This window comes from Modestobacter sp. I12A-02662, from assembly GCF_041028325.1.
Lineage (GTDB): Bacteria > Actinomycetota > Actinomycetes > Mycobacteriales > Geodermatophilaceae > Modestobacter.
Map to the genome: position 1 here is coordinate 43663 of NZ_JABGDE010000006.1, position 17915 is coordinate 61577.

The window sequence follows — 17915 nt, forward strand, 5'->3', positions numbered from 1 at the left end:
GGGCCGGTGCCGGCCCGTCACCACCAGGCCGGCCCGGCCAGGCTCACAGTCAGTCCAGCAGGGCGATCGCCGTGGGGGCGTGCTCGGACCGCTCGGCGAGCTCCTCGAACTCGACCACGCCGTCGATCTCGGTGCCCATCGAGACGTTGGTGACCCGCTCCAGGACCACCTCGACGACGACCGGCACCGAGTGCTGGGCCATCAGCTTCTTGGCCTGCTCCAGCGCCGGCAGGATCTGCTCGGGCTCGGTCACCCGCAGCGCCTTGCACCCCAGCCCCTCGACGACCTTGACGTGGTCGACCCCGTACGCGCCGACCTCCGGGCTGTTGAGGTTCTCGAAGGACAGCTGCACGCAGTAGTCCATGTCGAAGCCCCGCTGGCTCTGCCGGATCAGGCCGAGGTAGGCGTTGTTGACCAGGACGTGCACGTACGGGATGCGGAACTGCGCCCCGACCGCCAGCTCCTCGATCATGAACTGGAAGTCGTAGTCGCCGGACAGCGCGACCACGGTGGCCTCCGGGCGCGCGGTCGCGACCCCCAGGGTGGCCGGCACGGTCCAGCCCAGCGGCCCGGCCTGGCCGGCGTTGACCCAGTGCCGCGGGTGGTACACGTGCAGCAGCTGGGCGGCCTGGATCTGGGAGAGCCCGATCGTGCTGACGTAGACCGTCTCCGGCCCGAACGCCCGGTTCATCTCCTGGTAGACCCGCTGCGGCTTGATCGGGACGGCGTCGAAGTCGGTCCGGCGCTGCAGCGTGCGCTTGCGCTGCCGGCAGGACTCCGCCCACTCCGCGCGGTCCGGCAGCTCCCCGGCCGCGGCCAGCTCCCGGGCCACCTCGAGGAAGGCCTCCAGGGCGGCCCGGGCGTCGGACACGATGCCGAAGTCGGGCGCGAAGACCCGGCCGATCTGCGTGGGCTCGATGTCGACGTGCACGAACGTGCGCCCGCGGGTGTAGGTGTCCAGGCCGCCGGTGTGCCGGTTGGCCCACCGGTTGCCGATGCCGAGGACGAAGTCCGCCTCCAGCATCGTGGCGTTGCCGTAGCGGTGCGAGGTCTGCAGGCCGACCATCCCCGCGGTCAGCGGGTGGTCGTCGGGGATCGTGCCCCAGCCCATCAGCGTCGGCACCACGGGGACGCCGGTGAGCTCGGCGAACTCGACCAGCAGGTCTGCGGCGTCGGCGTTGACGATCCCGCCGCCGGCCACCAGGAGCGGCCGCTCGGCGGCGCACAGCATCCGCAGCGCCTTCTCCGCCTGGGCGCGGGTGGCCCGCGGCGTCGCCACCGGCAGCGGAGCGTAGGTCTCCGGGTCGAACTCGATCTCGGCCAGCTGGACGTCGATCGGCAGGTCGATCAGCACCGGTCCCGGTCGGCCCGACCGCATGAGCTGGAAGGCCTTCTGGAACGCGCCGGGGACCTGCGCCGGCTCCAGGACGGTGGTGGCCCACTTGGCCACCGGCGCCGCGATCGCGCTGATGTCGACGGCCTGGAAGTCCTCCTTGTGCAGCCGGGCCACCGGCGCCTGCCCGGTGATGCACAGGATCGGGATCGAGTCGGCGGACGCGGAGTACAGCCCGGTGATCATGTCGGTGCCGGCCGGGCCGGAGGTCCCGATGCAGACGCCGATGTTGCCGGCGGCGGCCCGGGTGTACCCCTCGGCCATGTGCGACGCGCCCTCCACGTGCCGGGCGAGCACGTGGGTGAGCTCGCCCTGGTCGCGCATCGCGGCGTAGAACGGGTTGATCGCCGCGCCGGGGAGGCCGAACAGGTGGGTGACGCCCTCCCGCCGGAGGATCTCGACGGCGGCTCGGGCGGCAGTCATGCGGGGCATGGCGTGCTCCTCTCGAGAGGTCGGTCGGGGGTCAGCGGGGCGTCTGGCCGGAGAGCCGTTCCACCCCGCGGAGCAGCGCGGAGTGGTCCAGGCCGCCGTCCCCGTTGGCGCGGGCCGAGGCCATGAGCTGGCCGACGAGCGCACCCAGCGGCACGACGACCCCTGCCTCGCGGGCGGCGGAGGTCACGATGCCGAGGTCCTTGTGGTGCAGGTCGATCCGGAAGCCGGGGTCGAACGAGCGGGTGAGCATGTTCTGCTTCTTCTGGTCCAGCACCTTCGAGCCGGCCAGCCCGCCGCCGAGCACCTCCAGGGCCGCGGTGGTGTCCACCCCGTAGGCCTCCAGGAAGACCACGGCCTCGGCCAGGACCTGGATGTTGGCGGCCACGATGAGCTGGTTGGCCGCCTTGACCGTCTGCCCCGACCCGGCCGGGCCGACGTGCACGACGGTCTTGCCGACGGTGTCGAGCAACGGCTTGGCGGCGGCGAAGTCCTCCGGTGTGCCGCCGACCATGATCGACAGGGCCGCGTTGACCGCGCCCGCCTCACCGCCGGACACCGGGGCGTCGATCATCCGGAAGCCGCGCTCGGTGGCCTCCCGGTTGAGCTCGGCGGTGACGTCGGGCCGGATGCTGGAGAAGTCGATGATCAGGCTGCCGGGCTTGGCGGCGCTGAAGACGCCGCCGTCCCCGGTGAGCACCGCCTGCACGTCCGGCGAGTCGGGCACCATGACGGCGACGACGTCGGCGTTGGCGACCGCCTCCGCGGTCGAGCCGGCGGCCCGGCCGCCGGCCTCCTCCAGCGGCCCGGTGCGGTTCGGGGTGATGTTGTAGCCGACGACGTCGTGGCCGGCCTTGGCCAGGTGGACCGACATCGGGCTGCCCATGATGCCGAGCCCGATGAACGCGATGGTGGTCATGTCGCTGCCCTTCTCGAGTGGTGCGCGGGGACGGGGTGCGATGCCGCCGGGGCGGCGGGGTGGAACGAAGGCTCCCACTGCCCGCCGGGTCGCGGAGGACCGGCGGGCAGCGGGCTCGGTGCCCTCAGTGCTCGCTGCGCGGCCGGGTCGCGGGTGCCTGCGAGGTGCCGGGGGCGTCGGGCGTGCCAGGGGCGACGCCGCGCTCGTCCGGGACGGCGGCGATGACCGAGGCGCCCGGCCTGGTCCCCGCCCGGAAGTGGTTGAACACGAGGTTCAGCACGACCGCCACGATGGCCGCGGCGCTGATCCCGGAGTGCATGATCGTCGCGAACCAGGTCGGGAAGGCGTCCCAGAAGGTCGGGGCGGCGATCGGGATGATGCCGACGCCGATGGCCGTCGCCACGATGACCAGGTTCAGGCCGTCGCCGTACTCGACGCGGGACAGCGTCCGGATGCCGCTGGCGGCGACCGTGCCGAACAGGACGATGCCGGCGCCCCCGAGGACTGACAGCGGGATGGCGGCGACCACCCGGCCGACGACCGGCAGCAGACCCAGCAGGACCAGGATGACACCACCGGTGGCCACGACGTACCGGCTCTTGATCCGGGTCAGCGCCACCAGCCCGACGTTCTGGGCGAACGCACTGGCCGGGAAGGTGCCGAAGAACGGCGCGATGGTGGTGGAGAGCATGTCCGCGCGGAGCCCGTCGGCGACCCGGCGGGAGTCCACGGGGGTCTCCACGATCTCGCCGATGGCCAGGATGTCCGCCGTCGTCTCGGTCATGATCACCACGATCACGACGGTCATCGAGATGATCGCCCCGATCTCGAACGTGGGGCTGCCGAAGTGCATGAACGGCGGCAGCGCGACGAACGACCCCTCCCCGACGCCGGAGAAGTCCGCCTTGCCGACCACGGCGGCGACCACCGTCCCGATCACGATTCCGATCAGGATCGACAGCCGGGAGATCGCGCCCTGGAAGAACCGGCTGATCACCAGGATGATCAGCAGGGTCAGGCCGGCGAACCCGATGTTGCCCATCGAGCCGAAGTCGGCAGCACCCGCTCCGCCCTGGGCCCAGGTGAAGGCCACCGGCATCAGGGAGAGCCCGATCACCGTGATGATCGTGCCGGTGACCACCGGCGGGAAGAACCGGACCAGCTTGGCGAAGAACGAGGACAGCACCAGGCCGATCAGGCCGGCCACGATGATCGACCCGAAGACCGGGCGCAGGCCGCCCTCGCTGGCGATCGCGACCATCGTGGAGACGCTGGCGAAGGAGATGCCCTGCACGATCGGCAGCCGGGCGCCGAGCGGGCCGATGCCGATCGTCTGCAGGACGGTGGCCAGGCCGCTGATGAACAACCCGGCGGTCACCAGCAGCGCCAGGTCCGTGCCGGAGAGCCCGGCGGCGCCACCGACGATGAGCGGGGGCGCGATGACCCCGCCGTACATGGTCAGGATGTGCTGGGTGCCGTAGACCAGCAGCTGTCCGACCGGCAGCTTCTCGTCCTCGGGACGACCGGTGGTCCGGCGGCTCGTCCCGTCCGCCGACCTCGTGCGCAACGACATCTCGGCCTCCTCAGCAGAAGCCCGGCACGCCGTGCCAGGCCGAGCCGGGGTCGGACGCGTCGTCGCGCACGACGGTGGCCTCGATCAGCCCGTAGGGCCGGTCCGCGGCGTGGAACACCTCACCGGGGTTCTCCACCCCGAACGGCGAGAGGTCGACCAGGAAGTGGTGCTTGTTGGGTGCGGAAAACTTGATCTCGGCGACCTCGGGGTGCTGCTGGAGGACGGCCTGGCCCATGCCGTAGAGGGTCTGCTGCAACGCGTAGCTGTGGATCTCGGCGAACCGCTGCAGCAGCAGGGCCTTGATGGCGTCGTACGACTTGTCCCAGTCGACGTCGGTGTGGTCGTAGCGCCAGCGCGCGACCAGGGACGTCGCGAGGATGCGGTCGGTCGTCTCCGGGAGGGTCGTGTACCTGTCCTTGAGGAAGCCGTGGAACTCCGAGCCGGTGGACTTGAGCAGGGTCAGGTCGGTGAGACCCGAGACGACGTGCGCCCGCCGGTCGTCCCCGCGGCCGTCGACGTTGACGACGGTGGTCCGCACTCCCCCACCGGAGCGGACGAAGGAGTGGTCGTGCCCGGCCCCGTCGACCGGGATGCGCTGCCAGGCGTACTCCTCGATCTCGATGCGGGCGCCGTCGGCGGCCGGCGACGCCTCCAGGAAGTGGTCGCCGAGGGTGAGCCCGAACTCCTCGATCGAGCGGACGCCCTTCTCCTTGGCGAAGGCGAAGACCGTGTTCTTCTGCGTGTCGGTGGGCAGGACGTCCTTCTGGTCGCCGGTGACGTGCGCGTCGCCGAACCGGCCGCGCAACGCCGAGGAGACGTTGAGGTCGCGGATCTCGTGGCGCGCGGTGTCCCGGTAGACGCGGACGAGGCGGTTCTCCGCCTTGCCGTACTGGTTGGGGCCCAGGCTGATGGACATGGACGGTTCAGCTCCCTCGGTAGGTGGAGTAGGCGAACGGGCTCAGCAGCACCGGGACGTGGAGGTGCTGCTCGGGGTCGGCCACCAGGAACGCGAGGCTGACCTCGGGGAAGAAGCAGGGCTGGCCGGTGCGGGTGAAGTAGCCGGCGGTGTTGAAGACGAGCCGGTAGGTGCCGGGGCAGACGCGGTTGGGTCCCAGCGAGCGGACCCGCCCGTCGTCGTCGGTGGTGCCGGCGGCGAGGACGGCGGGCTCGCTGCCGACGACCTGCTCGAGCCGGACGAGCAGGCCGGCGGCCGGCTCGCCGAGCATGGTGTCCAGCACGTGGGTGCTGATCAGGCTCATGCCCCGACCACCCGGCGCAAGCGGAGCAGGGCGATCCGGCGGAGCTCGTCGGCGACGACGCCGGCCTCGGTCGCCTCGTCGTTGCCCAGCCGACTGCGGAGGGAGGCGAGGACCTCCTCGCCGGACCGGCCGGTGGCGCAGATGAGGAAGACCCGGTCGAAGCGGTCCTCGTAGGCGCGGTTGCCCTCGGCCAGCGCCCGCTGGACGGCGGCGTCCTGCTCGACCGCGGACTGCTCCTCCCGCGACCAGGCCGCCTCGGCGCCGTTCCCGACCGCCCGCTCCCCGATCCGGGGGTGCGCGGCCAGGGCGCGGTCCACGTCGGCCCGGGTGAACTGCCGGGCTGCCGCGTCGGCGGTGGCCAGCAGTGCGCCGAGGTCGGCGTACGGCCGGTTGTCCCGGACCGCGGTGGCCCAGGACGGGACGTCGCAGCAGGCCAGGAGCGCCGGAGTGACCTCCTCCGCCGGAGCGGAGTTGAAGTCGGGCAGATCCACGCAGACCCTCCTCTCGTGTGACGGAAGTAACTTTCCGCGCAGTGAGAAGGTTGTCAGGTGACCGGCGTCACGTCAACAGTTTGTTGAAGTTCTTGGCGGAGGGAGCTCGGCGATCGACCGGCCCGGGTCAGCCGTCGACGCGCTCCACCTGCAGGGAGACCCGGGTCGCGCCGTGCGCGAGGGCCGTGGCGAGGACCCGGCCGAGCAGCGGCAGGAGCTCGTCGTCCTCACCGGAGACCGTTGTCCCCAGCGGGCCGAACTCGCAGGTCAGTCCGGCCGTCTCGACGAGGCGCAGCGTCTCGGTGGCGTGCGGCGGCGGGGTCCCCTCGCCGACGAAGGGCTCGGTCGTGAACTCCGCTGCCAGCCGCATGGCGGGCACGCTACGCGGGCCTGCCCGTCCGCGGCAGGCGGCGAGGACCGGTCAGGCCGGGCGCGCGCGGCGGGCCAGCTCGGCCAGCGCCGGGACGTCGATGCCGACCCCGTCGACCAGCTCGCCCTCGTCCAGGGCACCGCAGTCCAGCCCGCGCAGCAGGAACCCGGCGAGGGCGATCGCGGTCGCCGGCTCGTCGAGGACCCCGGAGTCGCCGCCGCCGGTGTAGGCGCGCAGCCGGGCGGCCGCGGAGGCGAAGCCCTCGCGGTAGAAGGCGTAGGTCGCCAGGAAGCGGGTCGGCAGCTGGGCGGGGTGCATGTCCCAGCCCTGGTAGAAGCCCCGCTCGAGGGAGCGCCGGACCAGCCGGGCGTGCAGCCGCCAGGCCGCGTGCACCGCGTCCCGCCCGCCGACGGGCAGCACGTTGGTGGAGCCGTCGCTGAGCGCGACACCGGTGCCCGCGGCGGCCACCTGCATCACCGCCTTCGCGTGGTCGGCGGCCGGGTGCTCCATGCTCTGGTACGCCGCGGCGATGCCGCAGGACGCCGAGTAGTCGTAGGTGCCGTAGTGCAGGCCGGTGCACCGGCTCCCGGCCGCGTGCACCATCCGGGCGATCAGCGCCGTGCCGTCCCCGCCGAGGATGGCCTGCGGCGTCTCCACCTGGATCTCGAAGCGGAGCCGCCCGGCCGGCAGCTGCCGCGCCTGCTCGATCCGGGCGCACGCGACCACCATCGCCTCGACCTGGTCCACCGAGGTGACCTTGGGCAGGGTGACCACGAACCCGTCGGTGAGCGCGTCGCGCTCGGCGAGCTCGGCCACGAACAGGTCGAGGGTGCGCAGGCCCCGGCGACGGGTCGGCACCTCGAAGCTCTTGAAGCGGAGACCGTGGAACGGGGGCGCGGTGCCCGCCCGGACCGCGTCGGCCAGCGCTCGCGCTGCCTCCCGGACGGCGGCGTCCTCCTGCTCGTCGGGCCGGCGCCCGTAGCCGTCCTCGAAGTCGACGCGCAGGTCCTCGATCGGCTCGCGCGCCAGCTTGGCGGCCACCCGCGGGAGCAGCTCCTCGACGAGCGGCCCGGCCAGCCCGGTCGCCGTCGCCAGGTCGGCGGCCGAGCCGGCGTGCTCGTCCAGCGCCGACTGCGCCGTGCGGCCCCAGGTCGGCACGGTGTCCGGGCCGTACTGGTCGGCGGGGACGTACACCGTGTGGATCGGCTGCCGGCCACCCCGGTCACCGGGGTACTGGGCCAGCAGGGCCGCGTCCGCGGCAGCGAGCCGCTGGTCGAGCTCGCCGGCGAGGTCCTCGAGGTGCTGGCTCATCCGTCCCCATCTCTCCGTGTCCGTCGGCGTCCGGGTCCGCCGCCGGCGCGCGGCACCGGCACGTGCCGATGCCCTGGTCACCGCCGCGCTCGGGCGCGCCGGTGTGCTCCCACGGTGCGGGTGCGCTCGAGGGGGTCGCCGGTGGAGAGGCTCTCCGGACGACCACCGCGGACGACGACCGGTCCGCCCGGACCCGGTCGCTGCGCTGATCCCGCGCCGCGGACGCTAGTGACTGGCGGGCGGGACAACAAGGACGAGCGCGGATCGAGCCGCTGAGCTGCGGCACCGCCACCGAGGGACGACGTCGACCCATGAGCCGACCCGCACCGATCGTGATGACCCGCCGGTTCCGGATCCGGCCCGGGAACCCGTGGTGCACGAGGCTCTGGCCGTCTCCAGCCCGCGATCCGACAGTCCCCGAGCGGTGGTCACGGCTTCTGCCAGCGGGACTGCGCCCGCCGCAGCGGACCGGGCGCCACCCGGAGGACCCGAGGAGAGCACGATGATCCACCGCCACACCTCTGCGACCGACCGCAACCCCGACTCCGCGGTGGCGCGGCGCCGGAGGGTCCTGGGCCTGGTCACGGCCACCACGGCCGCCACTGCCGGACTCGCGGCCCTCGCTCCCCCCGCGAACGCGGACGTGCTCACGCCCAACGGCATCCAGGTCCACACCCGCGCGGACTGCATCGCGATCACCAACACCATCGAGCTGACGGCCTCGCCCGACCCGGAACGCGCCAGCGCCCGGGTGTTCCTCCGGGACGTCGCCACCGGGCAGGACTTCGCCGTGAGCGAGTTCCGCGGCGGCGTCCAGTACCCGGCCCTGGGATGGACCACCTACACGTTCGAGTTCCCCGAGTTCGGGCTCGGGGACGTCGACGCCCAGGTCTACGTCGAGTACTGGTGGCAGACCGATGCCGGCGGGTTCCTCCACGTCGGCGAGTGGCTCCCCGATCCGTGCTACGTGTGACCCCGGTCGCGGGGCTCATGGATGCAGCCTCCGCGGCGGCGGACCGGGCGGTCAGGGTCGGCCGCCCCCGGAGTGCCGGTCGAGGAAGCGGTACGCGTCGGTGGTGTCGACCCCCGGAGGGGACGCCGAGGTCATGCTGGGCGTGGTGGGCAGCGTCGCGAACAGGGACGCGTTCAGCCGCGGGCTCGGCAGCGCCCGGCCGGCCCAGCGCTGGGCGAGCGCGGCCGGTGGCGTACGGCAGCAGTTCTCGTCGGGGCAAGTCGAGGTGAACCGCTGGTCGGCGTCCATGCCGCGGAACCACTTCGCGTGGGGGAACGACGTGCCCACCGACAGGGAGAACGCGCCCCGCCCGGTGGTCTGGATGCTGGAGGTGCACCAGTAGGTGCCACCCGGCTTGTCGGTGAGCTGGTGGTACGGGCTGAACCGGTCCTCCACCGCGAAGACCCGCCGGGCGGCCCAGTACCGGCAGACCAGCTGGCCCTCGACGGTGCCCAGCGGATCACTCGGGAACCGCACGTCGTCGTTCTCGTACGCCTTGGCGATGGTGCCGGACTCGTGCACCTTCAGGAAGTGCACCGGGATGCCCAGGTGCTCGGTGGCCAGGTTGGTGAACCGGTGGGCCGCGGTCTCGTAGGTGACGGCGTAGGCGTCGCGGAGGTCCTCCACCGACAGCTCCCGCCGCTCCTTGGCGGCCTTGAGCAGCGGCACCGCGGTCGCCTGCGGGACGAGCAGGGCTCCGGCGAGGTAGTTGCTCTCCACGCGCTGGCGGAGGAAGGACTCGTAGTCTTCCGGCGGCCGATGGTCGAGGACGGCGCCCGCCAGCGCCTGCAGCAGGGTCGACCGGGGGTCGCGACCGGCCTCTGACTGGCGCGGCAGGTAGATGCGCCGGCCTTCCAGGTCGGTGAGGCTGCGGGTGGAGGCGGGCAGGTCGCCGACGTGGTGGATGGTGAACCCCAGGTGGCCGGCCAGGTCGGCCACGACCCGCTGGGACAGCGGGCCGCCGGTGTAGTCGACCGCGGCCAGCAGGGTGGCGGCGGTCGTCTCCAGCTCGGCCAGGTGGTTGCCCCGCCGGCGCATCTCCGCGCGCAGCGCGGTGTTCGCCCGGCGCGCCTGCTCGGGCGTCGCCGCCCGCTGCTCGTGCACCTTCTCCAGCTCGCTGAGCAGGGCGAGGACCGTCTCGATGGCCTGATCGGGCAGCGTCTTGCGCACCGCCAGCGGGGCCAGTCCGAGTGAGGTGAACAGCGGGCTGCGCTGCGCCCGCTCCAGCGCGATCTCCAGCTGGGCGCGGCGTGACCGCGGTGCCTGCGACAGCAGGTCGGCGACGTCCACGCCGAGCGCCCCGGCCACCGCGTGGAGCTCACCCAGCCGCAGTTCCCGCTTGCCGTTCTCCACCATCGACAGGTGCGAGGGCGCCCGCCCGAGACGGCCGGCGAGGTCGCTGAGGGTGAGACCGGCCGCGCTCCGCAGCTCCCGGACCCGCCGTCCGACCACCAGTGGGTCGTAGCTGTCGATCATCTGCGGATCTTCGCGGTGCGGGAAGAACCGGTCAAGTTCTCGTGGTCAACCCCTACTCGCCGTACTCCGCGCCCCGCAGGCTCATCGCAGCAAGGCAGTTCCCCGACCCGCAAGGAGCCCTGATGAGCCCGCACCCCACCCGCCCCGGCGACGCCGTCGAGACCGCCACCGACCTGGCGTTCGCCTGGCAGACCGACCCCCGCTGGGCCGGCATCCGCCGCGACCACACCGCGGAGGACGTCGTCGCGCTGCGCGGGCCGGTGGTGGAGGAGCACACGCTCGCCCGGCGGGGGGCGGAGCGGTTGTTCGAGCTGATCCAGGCCGCCGACGGGCAGGAGTGGGTCTCCGCGCTCGGCGCGCTCACCGGCAACCAGGCCGTGCAGCAGGTCCGGGCCGGGCTGAAGGCGATCTACCTGTCCGGCTGGCAGGTCGCCGCCGACGCCAACACGGCCGGGCAGACCTACCCCGACCAGAGCCTCTACCCGGTCGACTCCGTGCCGTCGGTCGTCCGCCGCATCAACAACGCGCTGCTGCGGGCCGGGCAGGTCGAGGCGGCCGAGGGCGGGGACCAGCGGGACTGGCTGGTGCCGATCGTCGCCGACGCCGAGGCCGGGTTCGGCGGTCCGCTCAACGCCTACGAGCTCATGCGCTCGATGATCGCGGCCGGCGCGGCGGGCGTGCACTGGGAGGACCAGCTGGCCTCGGAGAAGAAGTGCGGCCACATGGGCGGGAAGGTCCTGGTGCCCACCGGCCAGCACATGCGCACGCTCAACGCCGCCCGGCTGGCCGCCGACGTCGCCGGCGTCCCGTCGCTGGTCATCGCCCGGACCGACGCCCTCGCCGCGACGCTGCTGACCAGTGACCACGACGAGCGCGACCGGCCCTTCCTGACCGGCGAGCGGACGGCGGAGGGCTTCTACACCGTGCGCAACGGCCTGGACCCGGTCATCGCCCGCGGCCTGGCCTACGCCCCCTACGCCGACCTGATCTGGGTCGAGTCCGCCACTCCGGACCTGGAGCTCGCCCGGCGCTTCGCGGAGGCGCTGCACGCCGAGTTCCCGGACCAGAAGCTGGCCTACAACTGCTCGCCGTCGTTCAACTGGAAGAGCCACCTGGACGACGACCAGATCGCCCGCTTCCAGCGCGAGCTGGCCGCGATGGGCTACGCGTTCCAGTTCATCACCCTGGCCGGCTTCCACTCGCTCAACCACTCGATGTTCACCCTGGCCCGCGGCTACGCCGAGCGGCAGATGAGCGCCTACGTGGAGCTGCAGGAGGCCGAGTTCGCCTCCGAGGCCGACGGCTACACCGCCACCCGCCACCAGCGCGAGGTCGGCACCGGCTACTTCGACCGCATCGCCACCGCGCTCAACCCGGCCAGCTCGACCCTCGCCCTGGTCGGGTCCACCGAGTCCGAGCAGTTCCACTGACCCGCGCTCCCCCCCCCCCCACCCGAAGGAGCTCCGCCATGACCACGCTCGAGACCCCGCCCACCCTCTCCCTGCCCCCCGCCGCCGCCCCGCCCGAGCACCGGCCCCCGCACGGCCGGATCGACGTCCTCGGTCCTCGGCTGCCCCGCGGCGAGGAGGTCCTCACCCCGGAGGCACTCGACCTCCTCGCCCATCTGCACGACCGCTTCGGTCCCCGCCGCGCCGAGCTGCTCGCCGACCGGGCCCGCCGCAGGACGTCGGTCGCCAACGGCCGTGACCTGCGCTTCCGGCCGGAAACCGCGGCGATCCGGTCCGATCCGGGCTGGCGCGTCGCCGGCGCCGGGCCCGGGCTGGCGGACCGGCGGGTGGAGATCACCAGCCCGGTCGACCGCCGGTCGGCGACCGCCGCGCTCGGCTCGGGCGCGCAGACCTGGGTGGCCGACCTGGAGGACGGCACCAGCCCGACCTGGGGCAACGTCGTCGACGGGCAGGTCGTGCTCGCCGACGCCGTCCGGGGGTGGATGGGCGCCCCCGAAGGGGACGCCGCACCCACGATCATCCTCCGCCCCCGGGGCTGGCACCTGGTCGAGAAGCACCTGTGCGCCACCGACTCCTCCGGCCGCCGTACACCGGCATCGGCGTCGCTGGTCGACTTCGGCCTGTACATGGCCGCCAACGCCCGCGAACTGGTGAACCGGGGCTCGGGCCCCTACTTCTACCTGCCCAAGCTGGAGACCGCCGCGGAAGCGCGGCTGTGGGACGACGTCTTCACCGAGACCGAACGGGTGCTCGGGCTGGCCCCGGGCACCATCCGGGCGACCGTGCTGGTCGAGACCATCTCGGCGGCCTTCGAGATGGAGGAGATCCTCCACGAGCTGCGGGAGCACTGCGCCGGGCTCAACGCCGGCCGGTGGGACTACCTGGCGAGCATCATCAAGGAGTTCCGCGGCCGCGGGGCGTCCTGGGTGTTGCCGGACCGGTCGGCGCTGACCGTGACGACGCCGTTCATGCGGGCGTACACCGAGCTGCTGGTGGCCACCTGCCACCGGCGCGGGGCGCACGCGATCGGCGGCATGAGCACGGTGATCCCGGACGACCGGGACCCGGAGGGCACCGAGCGGGCGCTCGCCGGCGTCGCCGCGGACAAGCGGCGGGAGGCCGGGCAGGGCTTCGACGGCACCTGGGTGGCCCACCCCGCGCTGGTGCGCACCGCGCGGCACGCGTTCGACGGGGAGCTCGGCGGGGCGACCGACCAGCTCGGGCGGCTGCGGGAGGACGTCACGGTCACCGCCGCCGACCTGCTCGACGTCCGCGGGTCGACCGGCCCGGTCACCGACGAGGGGGTGCGGGCCAACGTCTCGGTCGCCGTCCGGTACATGGAGGCCTGGCTGCGTGGGATCGGCGCCGTCCCGATCGACGGGCACATCGAGGACGCCGCCACCGCAGAGGTCAGCCGGGCCCAGCTGGGGCAGTGGCTGGCGCACGGCACGACGACCACCGAGGGCACCCGGGTGACCCCCGGCTACGTCGAGCAGCTGCTGGACGAGGTCGTCGCGGCCCAGCCCCGCACCGCGGACGACCGGTTCGACGAGGCCGCGCGGCTGGTCCGGGCGGTCACGTCGGGTGAGGACAACCCGACGTTCTTCACCGTCCCCGGCTACGTGGGGCACCTGGTGGAGGCACCGCGCTGCTGACGCAGCCACCGCGCCGGCTGGAGGAAATCGGTTGCCTCCGGCCGGCCGGTGGGCGTCAGTAGGGAGCATGGCCGACATCCGGGGCTCCTACGACGACCTGTTCACCGCGGTGCCGACGGCGCTGGCGGTACAGCTGGACGACGGGGACGCGGATCTCGACCTCGCCGCACCTGTCGCCCGGTTCTGGCCCGAGTTCGCCGCGGCGGGCAAGGAGCAGGTGCTGGTGCGGCACCTGCTCGCGCACACCGCGGGCCTGCCCGACTGGAACGGGCCGATCGAGGAGCTCTACGACTGGCCGTCCGCCACGGCGCGGCTGGCCGGGCAGGAGCCGCTGTGGGAGCCGGGGAGCGCGGCGGGGTCCCACTCGCTCACCCAGGGCTTCCTCGTGGGCGAGGTCGTCCGCCGGCGGCGCACCCTCCCCCGGCACCGCCGTCCGGGTCCGGGACGGGAACAGCATGGCCTGGCGTCGGGCGCAGGTCCCCGCGGCGAGCGGCTTCGGCAACGCCCGCTCGGTCGCCCTCGTGCAGTCGGTGCTGGCCTGCGGAGGAGCAGTGGACGGGGTGCAGTTGCTGTCGCCGGCGGGCGCTGACCGGGCACGGGAGGAGCAGTTCGACGCGAGGACCGCCGGCTGGGCATGTCCGTCCGCTGGGGGCTGGGGTACGGCTTGTTCGGCAGCTCGCTCGGGTGGGGCGGCTGGGGCGGCTCGCTCGTCCTGGTCGATCCCGACAACAGGATGGCGGTGGCGTACGTGACGAACCAGATGCGCGAACCCGCGGACGACACCCGGGGGATGCAGCTAGTGACGGCCGCCTACGACGGGCTCACCGGCCTGCCGGCCTGATCGGCCGAGATCGAGATGTCACCTCGACCCCTCACCCGCTGCCGGTGGTGTCGCGGCCGGGAATCGTGGCTGCTCTCCGGCGGCCAACCTCACGCCGCGGTCGCGAACGGCTTGGCGCCACTCGGTCGGTACGACGGTGAACTCCCCTCGCGCCGTGGCGTCGAGCGCCTCGACCGCCACGTCGTCGGGTTCGGCTCCCTCGGTGGACATGCCCGACCGCACCAGCGCCGGGCACGACACCGTGACCGTGATCCTGCTGTCGGACAGCTCCAGTGCCGTCTGCTCGGCCACCGTCACCACCGCGTGCTTCGACGCGGCATAGGCGCCACCGCCGGGCCAGGTCGCCAGACCGGCGAGGGAGGCGGTGATGAGGATGTGGTGCGGCTGGTCGTCGGACAGCATGCGGGGGACGAACGCCCGTAACCCGTTGATCACGCCTCCGAGGTTGACGCCGATCACCCGTGCCCACTGATCGGGCGGGGTCAGCCACACCGGTCCGACGTGGCTGCCGGTCACCCCGGCGTTCAGGCACAGGACGCGAGCGGGACCTGCTACGTCGGCGAGCGCTTCGTTGTCATCCGGGCTGGCCACGTCCGTGACGACCGCGGTCGCCCCCACCTCGTGGGCGGTGGCCGTCAGAGCCGGGCCGTCGATGTCAGCGAGCACGAGGCGGGCACCGGCCTGGGCAAGGCGTCGGGCCAGAGCTCGTCCGATGCCACTGGCCGCGCCCGTGACCACGGCAGTCTCACCGGGCAGGTGCAGTCGGATCCCCTGAGGTCCGTCCTGCGCGGTGAGGTCCATGGTGGGCCCGGGTTCTTCAGTCAGGCCAGGCCGGTCTCGTCCTTGGCGGCGAGCAGGGCATCCAGGACCACGTCGCGCCGGGCGATGAGCTCGGCGACGTCGGTGCCTGCGAGCTCCTCGTCCACCCCGGCCGCCAGCTCCTGCACCAGCTCGGGCGTCAGGGTGACCTGCCCGAGGTCGCGCCACCACTCCTCCATCGGCGGGCCGAGGTGCTCCAGCATGTGCGCGATCCCGCCGTGACCGCCGGAGAGGTGCAGGTTGAGGAAGGGGCCGAGCACGGCCCAGCGCAGCCCCGGGCCCTGCGAGATGGCGATGTCGACGTCGCTGACCGAGGCCACTCCGCGCTCGACGAGGGAGAAGGCCTCCTGCCACAGCGCGGCCTGCAGCCGGTTGGCCACGTGGCCGGGCAGCTCCTGCCGCAGCCGGATCGGCCGCTTGCCGACGGCCGCGTAGAAGTCCATCGCCCGGTCGACCGTCTCCGCGGAGGTGCGCTCCCCCGGGACCACCTCGACCAGCGGGATCAGGTGGGGCGGGTTGAACGGGTGGCCGATCACCAGTCGCTCGGGGTGGTGCGGGCAGCCCCGCGCGATGGCGGTGGGCAGCAGCCCGGAGGAGCTGCTGGCGAGGACGACGTCCGGGCGCGCGGCGGCATCGAGGGCGGCGTACAGGTCGTGCTTGACGTTCTCGCGCTCCGGGCCGTTCTCCTGCACGAAGTCGGCGTCGGCCACCGCATCCGACGGGTCGGCGGTGAACGAGAGGCGGTCCTGCGATGCCCGCTCCGACAGTCCCAGCCGTTCGAGCACCGGCCAGTGGGCGGCCACGTCCGCGCGCAGCCGGTCCTCCGCTCCGGGGGCTGGGTCGGTGGCGGTGACGTCGAGGCCGTGGGCGAGGTAGTGCGCCGCCCAGCTGGCGCCGATGGTCCCCGTGCCGACGACCGCGACCCGGTCCACTCCTGCGACGCTCACGAGGTCCTCCTGGTGCTCGCCAGCCGGACCAAGGCCTGGCATCGGCTTCATCCGTCGTGGATGCCGAAAGGATGTCCGAAGCGCACGGGTCCGGCCACAGCAGACAGCCCCCGACCGGCCACCTCACTGGTCAGGACCTCGGGACCATGGATTCGCTGTGGGCGTCAGCCGGTGGTCAAGGCGGACTGCACGCGAGACCAGAGCGCCTCGTAGGCGGCAGTCGCGGAGCTGGCCGGCGCGAACGCCGGAACCGGTGCGCGCACGTCGGCCATCTGCTCGATCACCACCCGGTTCGGGATCGCCTCGGGGACGATGGACGCATGATCAGCGGGCAGCCGCTCGGTGATGTCGCGATGGGCCTTCTTGCGGCGGTCGACCATCGACAGGAAGCCCATCACCTGCGGCTTCCGCCCCGGCATAGTGTCGACGAAGTCGATGAGCTGGTCGTAGGTGCGCACCGAGAGCATGGCGGGGATCAGCGGGACGAGCAGCACGTCGCTGGCGTGGACGACGTTCTCCGAGACCAGGGACACGCTCGGCGGGCAGTCGAGGACCACGAGGTCGTAGTCCTCCTTCAGGGGCGCGAGCAGGCGGCGGATCCGGTCCGTGGGGCGCTTCGTGGAGTCCAGGTCCAGATCGAGGTTGCGGTAGCTGAAGTCGGCCGGCATGAGATCGAGATTGCGGAAGTCGGTTCCCCTGATCCCGTCGTCCAGGGTGCGCTCCCCCCGCACGAGGGCTTTGCCGCCGCCCTTCACCTTCGGTCTGCCCCGGAACAGGTACGTCGCCGAGCCCTGCGGATCGAGGTCCCAGAGGAGTGTGCGCAGACCGTCGCGAGCCGCGAAGTAGGCGATGTTGACCGCGGTCGACGTCTTCCCGACGCCCCCCTTGATGTTGTACGTGGCCAGGACCTTCACCGCGCCGCTCCTGCCATCGCGGTGGCCGGCGCGCTCCGGCGGGGCGTCGGCGAGGCCGTCCGGCTTTGCGCCGGCCGCCGCGGGAACCGTTCGAACGTGACGGCGGACCGTGCGCGCGACGCGTCCGGGTCCGCCTGCAGCCGGGTCGCGATCCCGCCCATCGCGAACATCGTCCGGGCAGAGGCGCCGTCACTGGTCATCATGTCGGTGGCAAGTGGGTAGAGCGCCTCGCCCTGGACCTCGCTGTCTTGGAACGTCCTGAGCACGTCCTGCAATGCCTTCAGCTCCTTGATGGCGACGCGGGCGTCGGCCGGATCCGTCGTCGGGGGGAAGGTCTCCATCAGGTAGCGCAGCTCCTTGGCCCGCTTGCGCAGGCCGTGCAGGTCCTCGGCGGGCGACGTGTCCGTGATCCGCGAGCCGCGGCGGAGCACACGACGATGCGCACGGTCGAGCCGTTCCACGACCACCTGGGCCGCGGTGGGGCCCGCACATGACTGCCCGTCCCAGGTCGCCGGGGCCAGCAGCGAGGCGCGCCATCGTGCACCTAACCGCTTGGAGCGCGGCGTCCGCAACCCGATCGCGAGCCTCTGCCGCTCGGCCGCACGGAGCCCGGTGAGGTGGCGCACCAGCGGTTCCACGTCCTTGCGCCGGCCGTTCGTGAGGCCAGCCGTCAGCGACGGGACTTGCTGGAGGAGGACGTCGAACCCGCGCGACGGCGTCGTGAGGTCGCCGAGCTGCTTCATCTGCGGCGTCACCAACGCGACCAGGTCGGGCGGCAGGACGTCACCGAGCAGTGTGACCGCCGAGCGACTGCGCCGGACCGCGACCCGGAGGTCGTGCAGGAACACGATGTCGACATCGCCGACCGTTCCGTCCACGGCGGCCTCCAGTTCACCGAGGAAGGACAGCAGCACCCTGGCCACCGCCGCGCAGGCGGGCGGACCGGTCTCCAGCACGGGCCTCGTGGGGGCGTCGGGATCGACTCCCGCGGCGCGGGCCGCCGGTCGCGCGACGGCGTCTCAGGCACCAGCCCCGCC

17 protein-coding genes and 1 pseudogene are annotated in these 17915 nt (G+C 72.9%); 5 read left to right on the forward strand and 13 right to left on the reverse strand.

The features are described 5' to 3' along the window. Positions 1–49 precede the first annotated feature (49 nt). From gcl to HL189_RS09760, 8 genes are all read right to left on the reverse strand, one after another. Positions 50–1825, reverse strand: a complete 1776-nt coding sequence (gcl, locus tag HL189_RS09725; RefSeq protein WP_369133496.1) for a glyoxylate carboligase — start codon at positions 1823–1825, stop codon at positions 50–52. 31 nt (positions 1826–1856) lie between these two features. Continuing rightward, the gene (locus HL189_RS09730; protein WP_369133497.1) at positions 1857–2741 is read right to left on the reverse strand and encodes a 2-hydroxy-3-oxopropionate reductase; all 885 of its coding nucleotides are present in this window, start codon (positions 2739–2741) and stop codon (positions 1857–1859) included. 124 nt (positions 2742–2865) lie between these two features. After that, the gene (locus tag HL189_RS09735) at positions 2866–4314 is read right to left on the reverse strand and encodes a nucleobase:cation symporter-2 family protein (protein ID WP_369133498.1); all 1449 of its coding nucleotides are present in this window, start codon (positions 4312–4314) and stop codon (positions 2866–2868) included. A 10-nt stretch (positions 4315–4324) separates the two neighbouring features. Further along, a complete protein-coding gene (pucL, locus tag HL189_RS09740; protein WP_369133499.1) occupies positions 4325–5230 on the reverse strand; it encodes a factor-independent urate hydroxylase in 906 nt (301 codons plus the stop codon). Positions 5231–5237: 7 nt separating this feature from the next. Continuing rightward, a complete protein-coding gene (uraH, locus tag HL189_RS09745) occupies positions 5238–5573 on the reverse strand; it encodes a hydroxyisourate hydrolase (RefSeq protein WP_369133500.1) in 336 nt (111 codons plus the stop codon). Further along, positions 5570–6064, reverse strand: a complete 495-nt coding sequence (uraD, locus tag HL189_RS09750; RefSeq protein WP_369133501.1) for a 2-oxo-4-hydroxy-4-carboxy-5-ureidoimidazoline decarboxylase — start codon at positions 6062–6064, stop codon at positions 5570–5572. The genes uraH and uraD overlap by 4 nt, the downstream gene beginning before the upstream one ends. 127 nt (positions 6065–6191) lie before the next feature. Then, positions 6192–6434 (reverse strand): thiamine-binding protein, encoded by a 243-nt coding sequence (locus tag HL189_RS09755; RefSeq protein WP_369133502.1) that lies wholly within the window; start codon positions 6432–6434, stop codon positions 6192–6194. Between the two features lie 51 nt (positions 6435–6485). Further along, on the reverse strand, positions 6486–7745 hold the full coding sequence (locus HL189_RS09760; RefSeq protein ID WP_369133503.1) for an aldolase: 1260 nt from the start codon (positions 7743–7745) through the stop codon (positions 6486–6488). A 502-nt stretch (positions 7746–8247) separates the two neighbouring features. Between HL189_RS09760 and HL189_RS09765 the strand changes: the two genes are divergently transcribed. Continuing rightward, positions 8248–8718 carry a hypothetical protein gene (locus HL189_RS09765; protein WP_369133504.1) on the forward strand — a complete coding sequence of 157 codons (471 nt, stop codon included), beginning with the start codon at positions 8248–8250 and terminating at the stop codon, positions 8716–8718. Positions 8719–8769: 51 nt separating this feature from the next. Here HL189_RS09765 and HL189_RS09770 read toward each other — a convergent pair whose 3' ends face one another. Further along, complete coding sequence (locus HL189_RS09770; RefSeq protein ID WP_369133505.1) at positions 8770–10233, reverse strand: helix-turn-helix domain-containing protein; 1464 nt, start codon at positions 10231–10233, stop codon at positions 8770–8772. A gap of 122 nt (positions 10234–10355) precedes the next feature. Between HL189_RS09770 and aceA the strand changes: the two genes are divergently transcribed. From aceA to HL189_RS09790, 4 genes and pseudogenes are all read left to right on the forward strand, one after another. Beyond that, a complete protein-coding gene (gene aceA, locus HL189_RS09775) occupies positions 10356–11663 on the forward strand; it encodes an isocitrate lyase (RefSeq protein WP_369133506.1) in 1308 nt (435 codons plus the stop codon). Between the two features lie 38 nt (positions 11664–11701). Then, on the forward strand, positions 11702–13357 hold the full coding sequence (gene aceB, locus HL189_RS09780) for a malate synthase A (RefSeq protein ID WP_369133507.1): 1656 nt from the start codon (positions 11702–11704) through the stop codon (positions 13355–13357). A 67-nt stretch (positions 13358–13424) separates the two neighbouring features. Then, the gene (locus HL189_RS09785) at positions 13425–13946 is read left to right on the forward strand and encodes a serine hydrolase domain-containing protein (protein WP_369133508.1); all 522 of its coding nucleotides are present in this window, start codon (positions 13425–13427) and stop codon (positions 13944–13946) included. A 27-nt stretch (positions 13947–13973) separates the two neighbouring features. After that, positions 13974–14198: pseudogene (locus tag HL189_RS09790) on the forward strand (serine hydrolase); the annotation flags it as partial. An 18-nt stretch (positions 14199–14216) separates the two neighbouring features. Here HL189_RS09790 and HL189_RS09795 read toward each other — a convergent pair. The 4 genes from HL189_RS09795 to HL189_RS09810 all read right to left on the reverse strand — a co-directional run bounded on the left by HL189_RS09795 (position 14217) and on the right by HL189_RS09810 (position 17792). Further along, positions 14217–14999, reverse strand: coding sequence for an SDR family oxidoreductase (locus tag HL189_RS09795; protein ID WP_369133509.1), 783 nt, complete (start codon positions 14997–14999; stop codon positions 14217–14219). 20 nt (positions 15000–15019) lie between these two features. Continuing rightward, the gene (locus tag HL189_RS09800; RefSeq protein WP_369133510.1) at positions 15020–15964 is read right to left on the reverse strand and encodes a 3-hydroxyacyl-CoA dehydrogenase NAD-binding domain-containing protein; all 945 of its coding nucleotides are present in this window, start codon (positions 15962–15964) and stop codon (positions 15020–15022) included. Positions 15965–16128: 164 nt separating this feature from the next. Then, the gene (locus HL189_RS09805; protein ID WP_369133511.1) at positions 16129–16878 is read right to left on the reverse strand and encodes a ParA family protein; all 750 of its coding nucleotides are present in this window, start codon (positions 16876–16878) and stop codon (positions 16129–16131) included. Then, positions 16875–17792, reverse strand: coding sequence for a CHAD domain-containing protein (locus tag HL189_RS09810; RefSeq protein WP_369133512.1), 918 nt, complete (start codon positions 17790–17792; stop codon positions 16875–16877). Before HL189_RS09810 ends, HL189_RS09805 begins: the two co-directional genes overlap by 4 nt. Positions 17793–17915 lie beyond the last annotated feature (123 nt).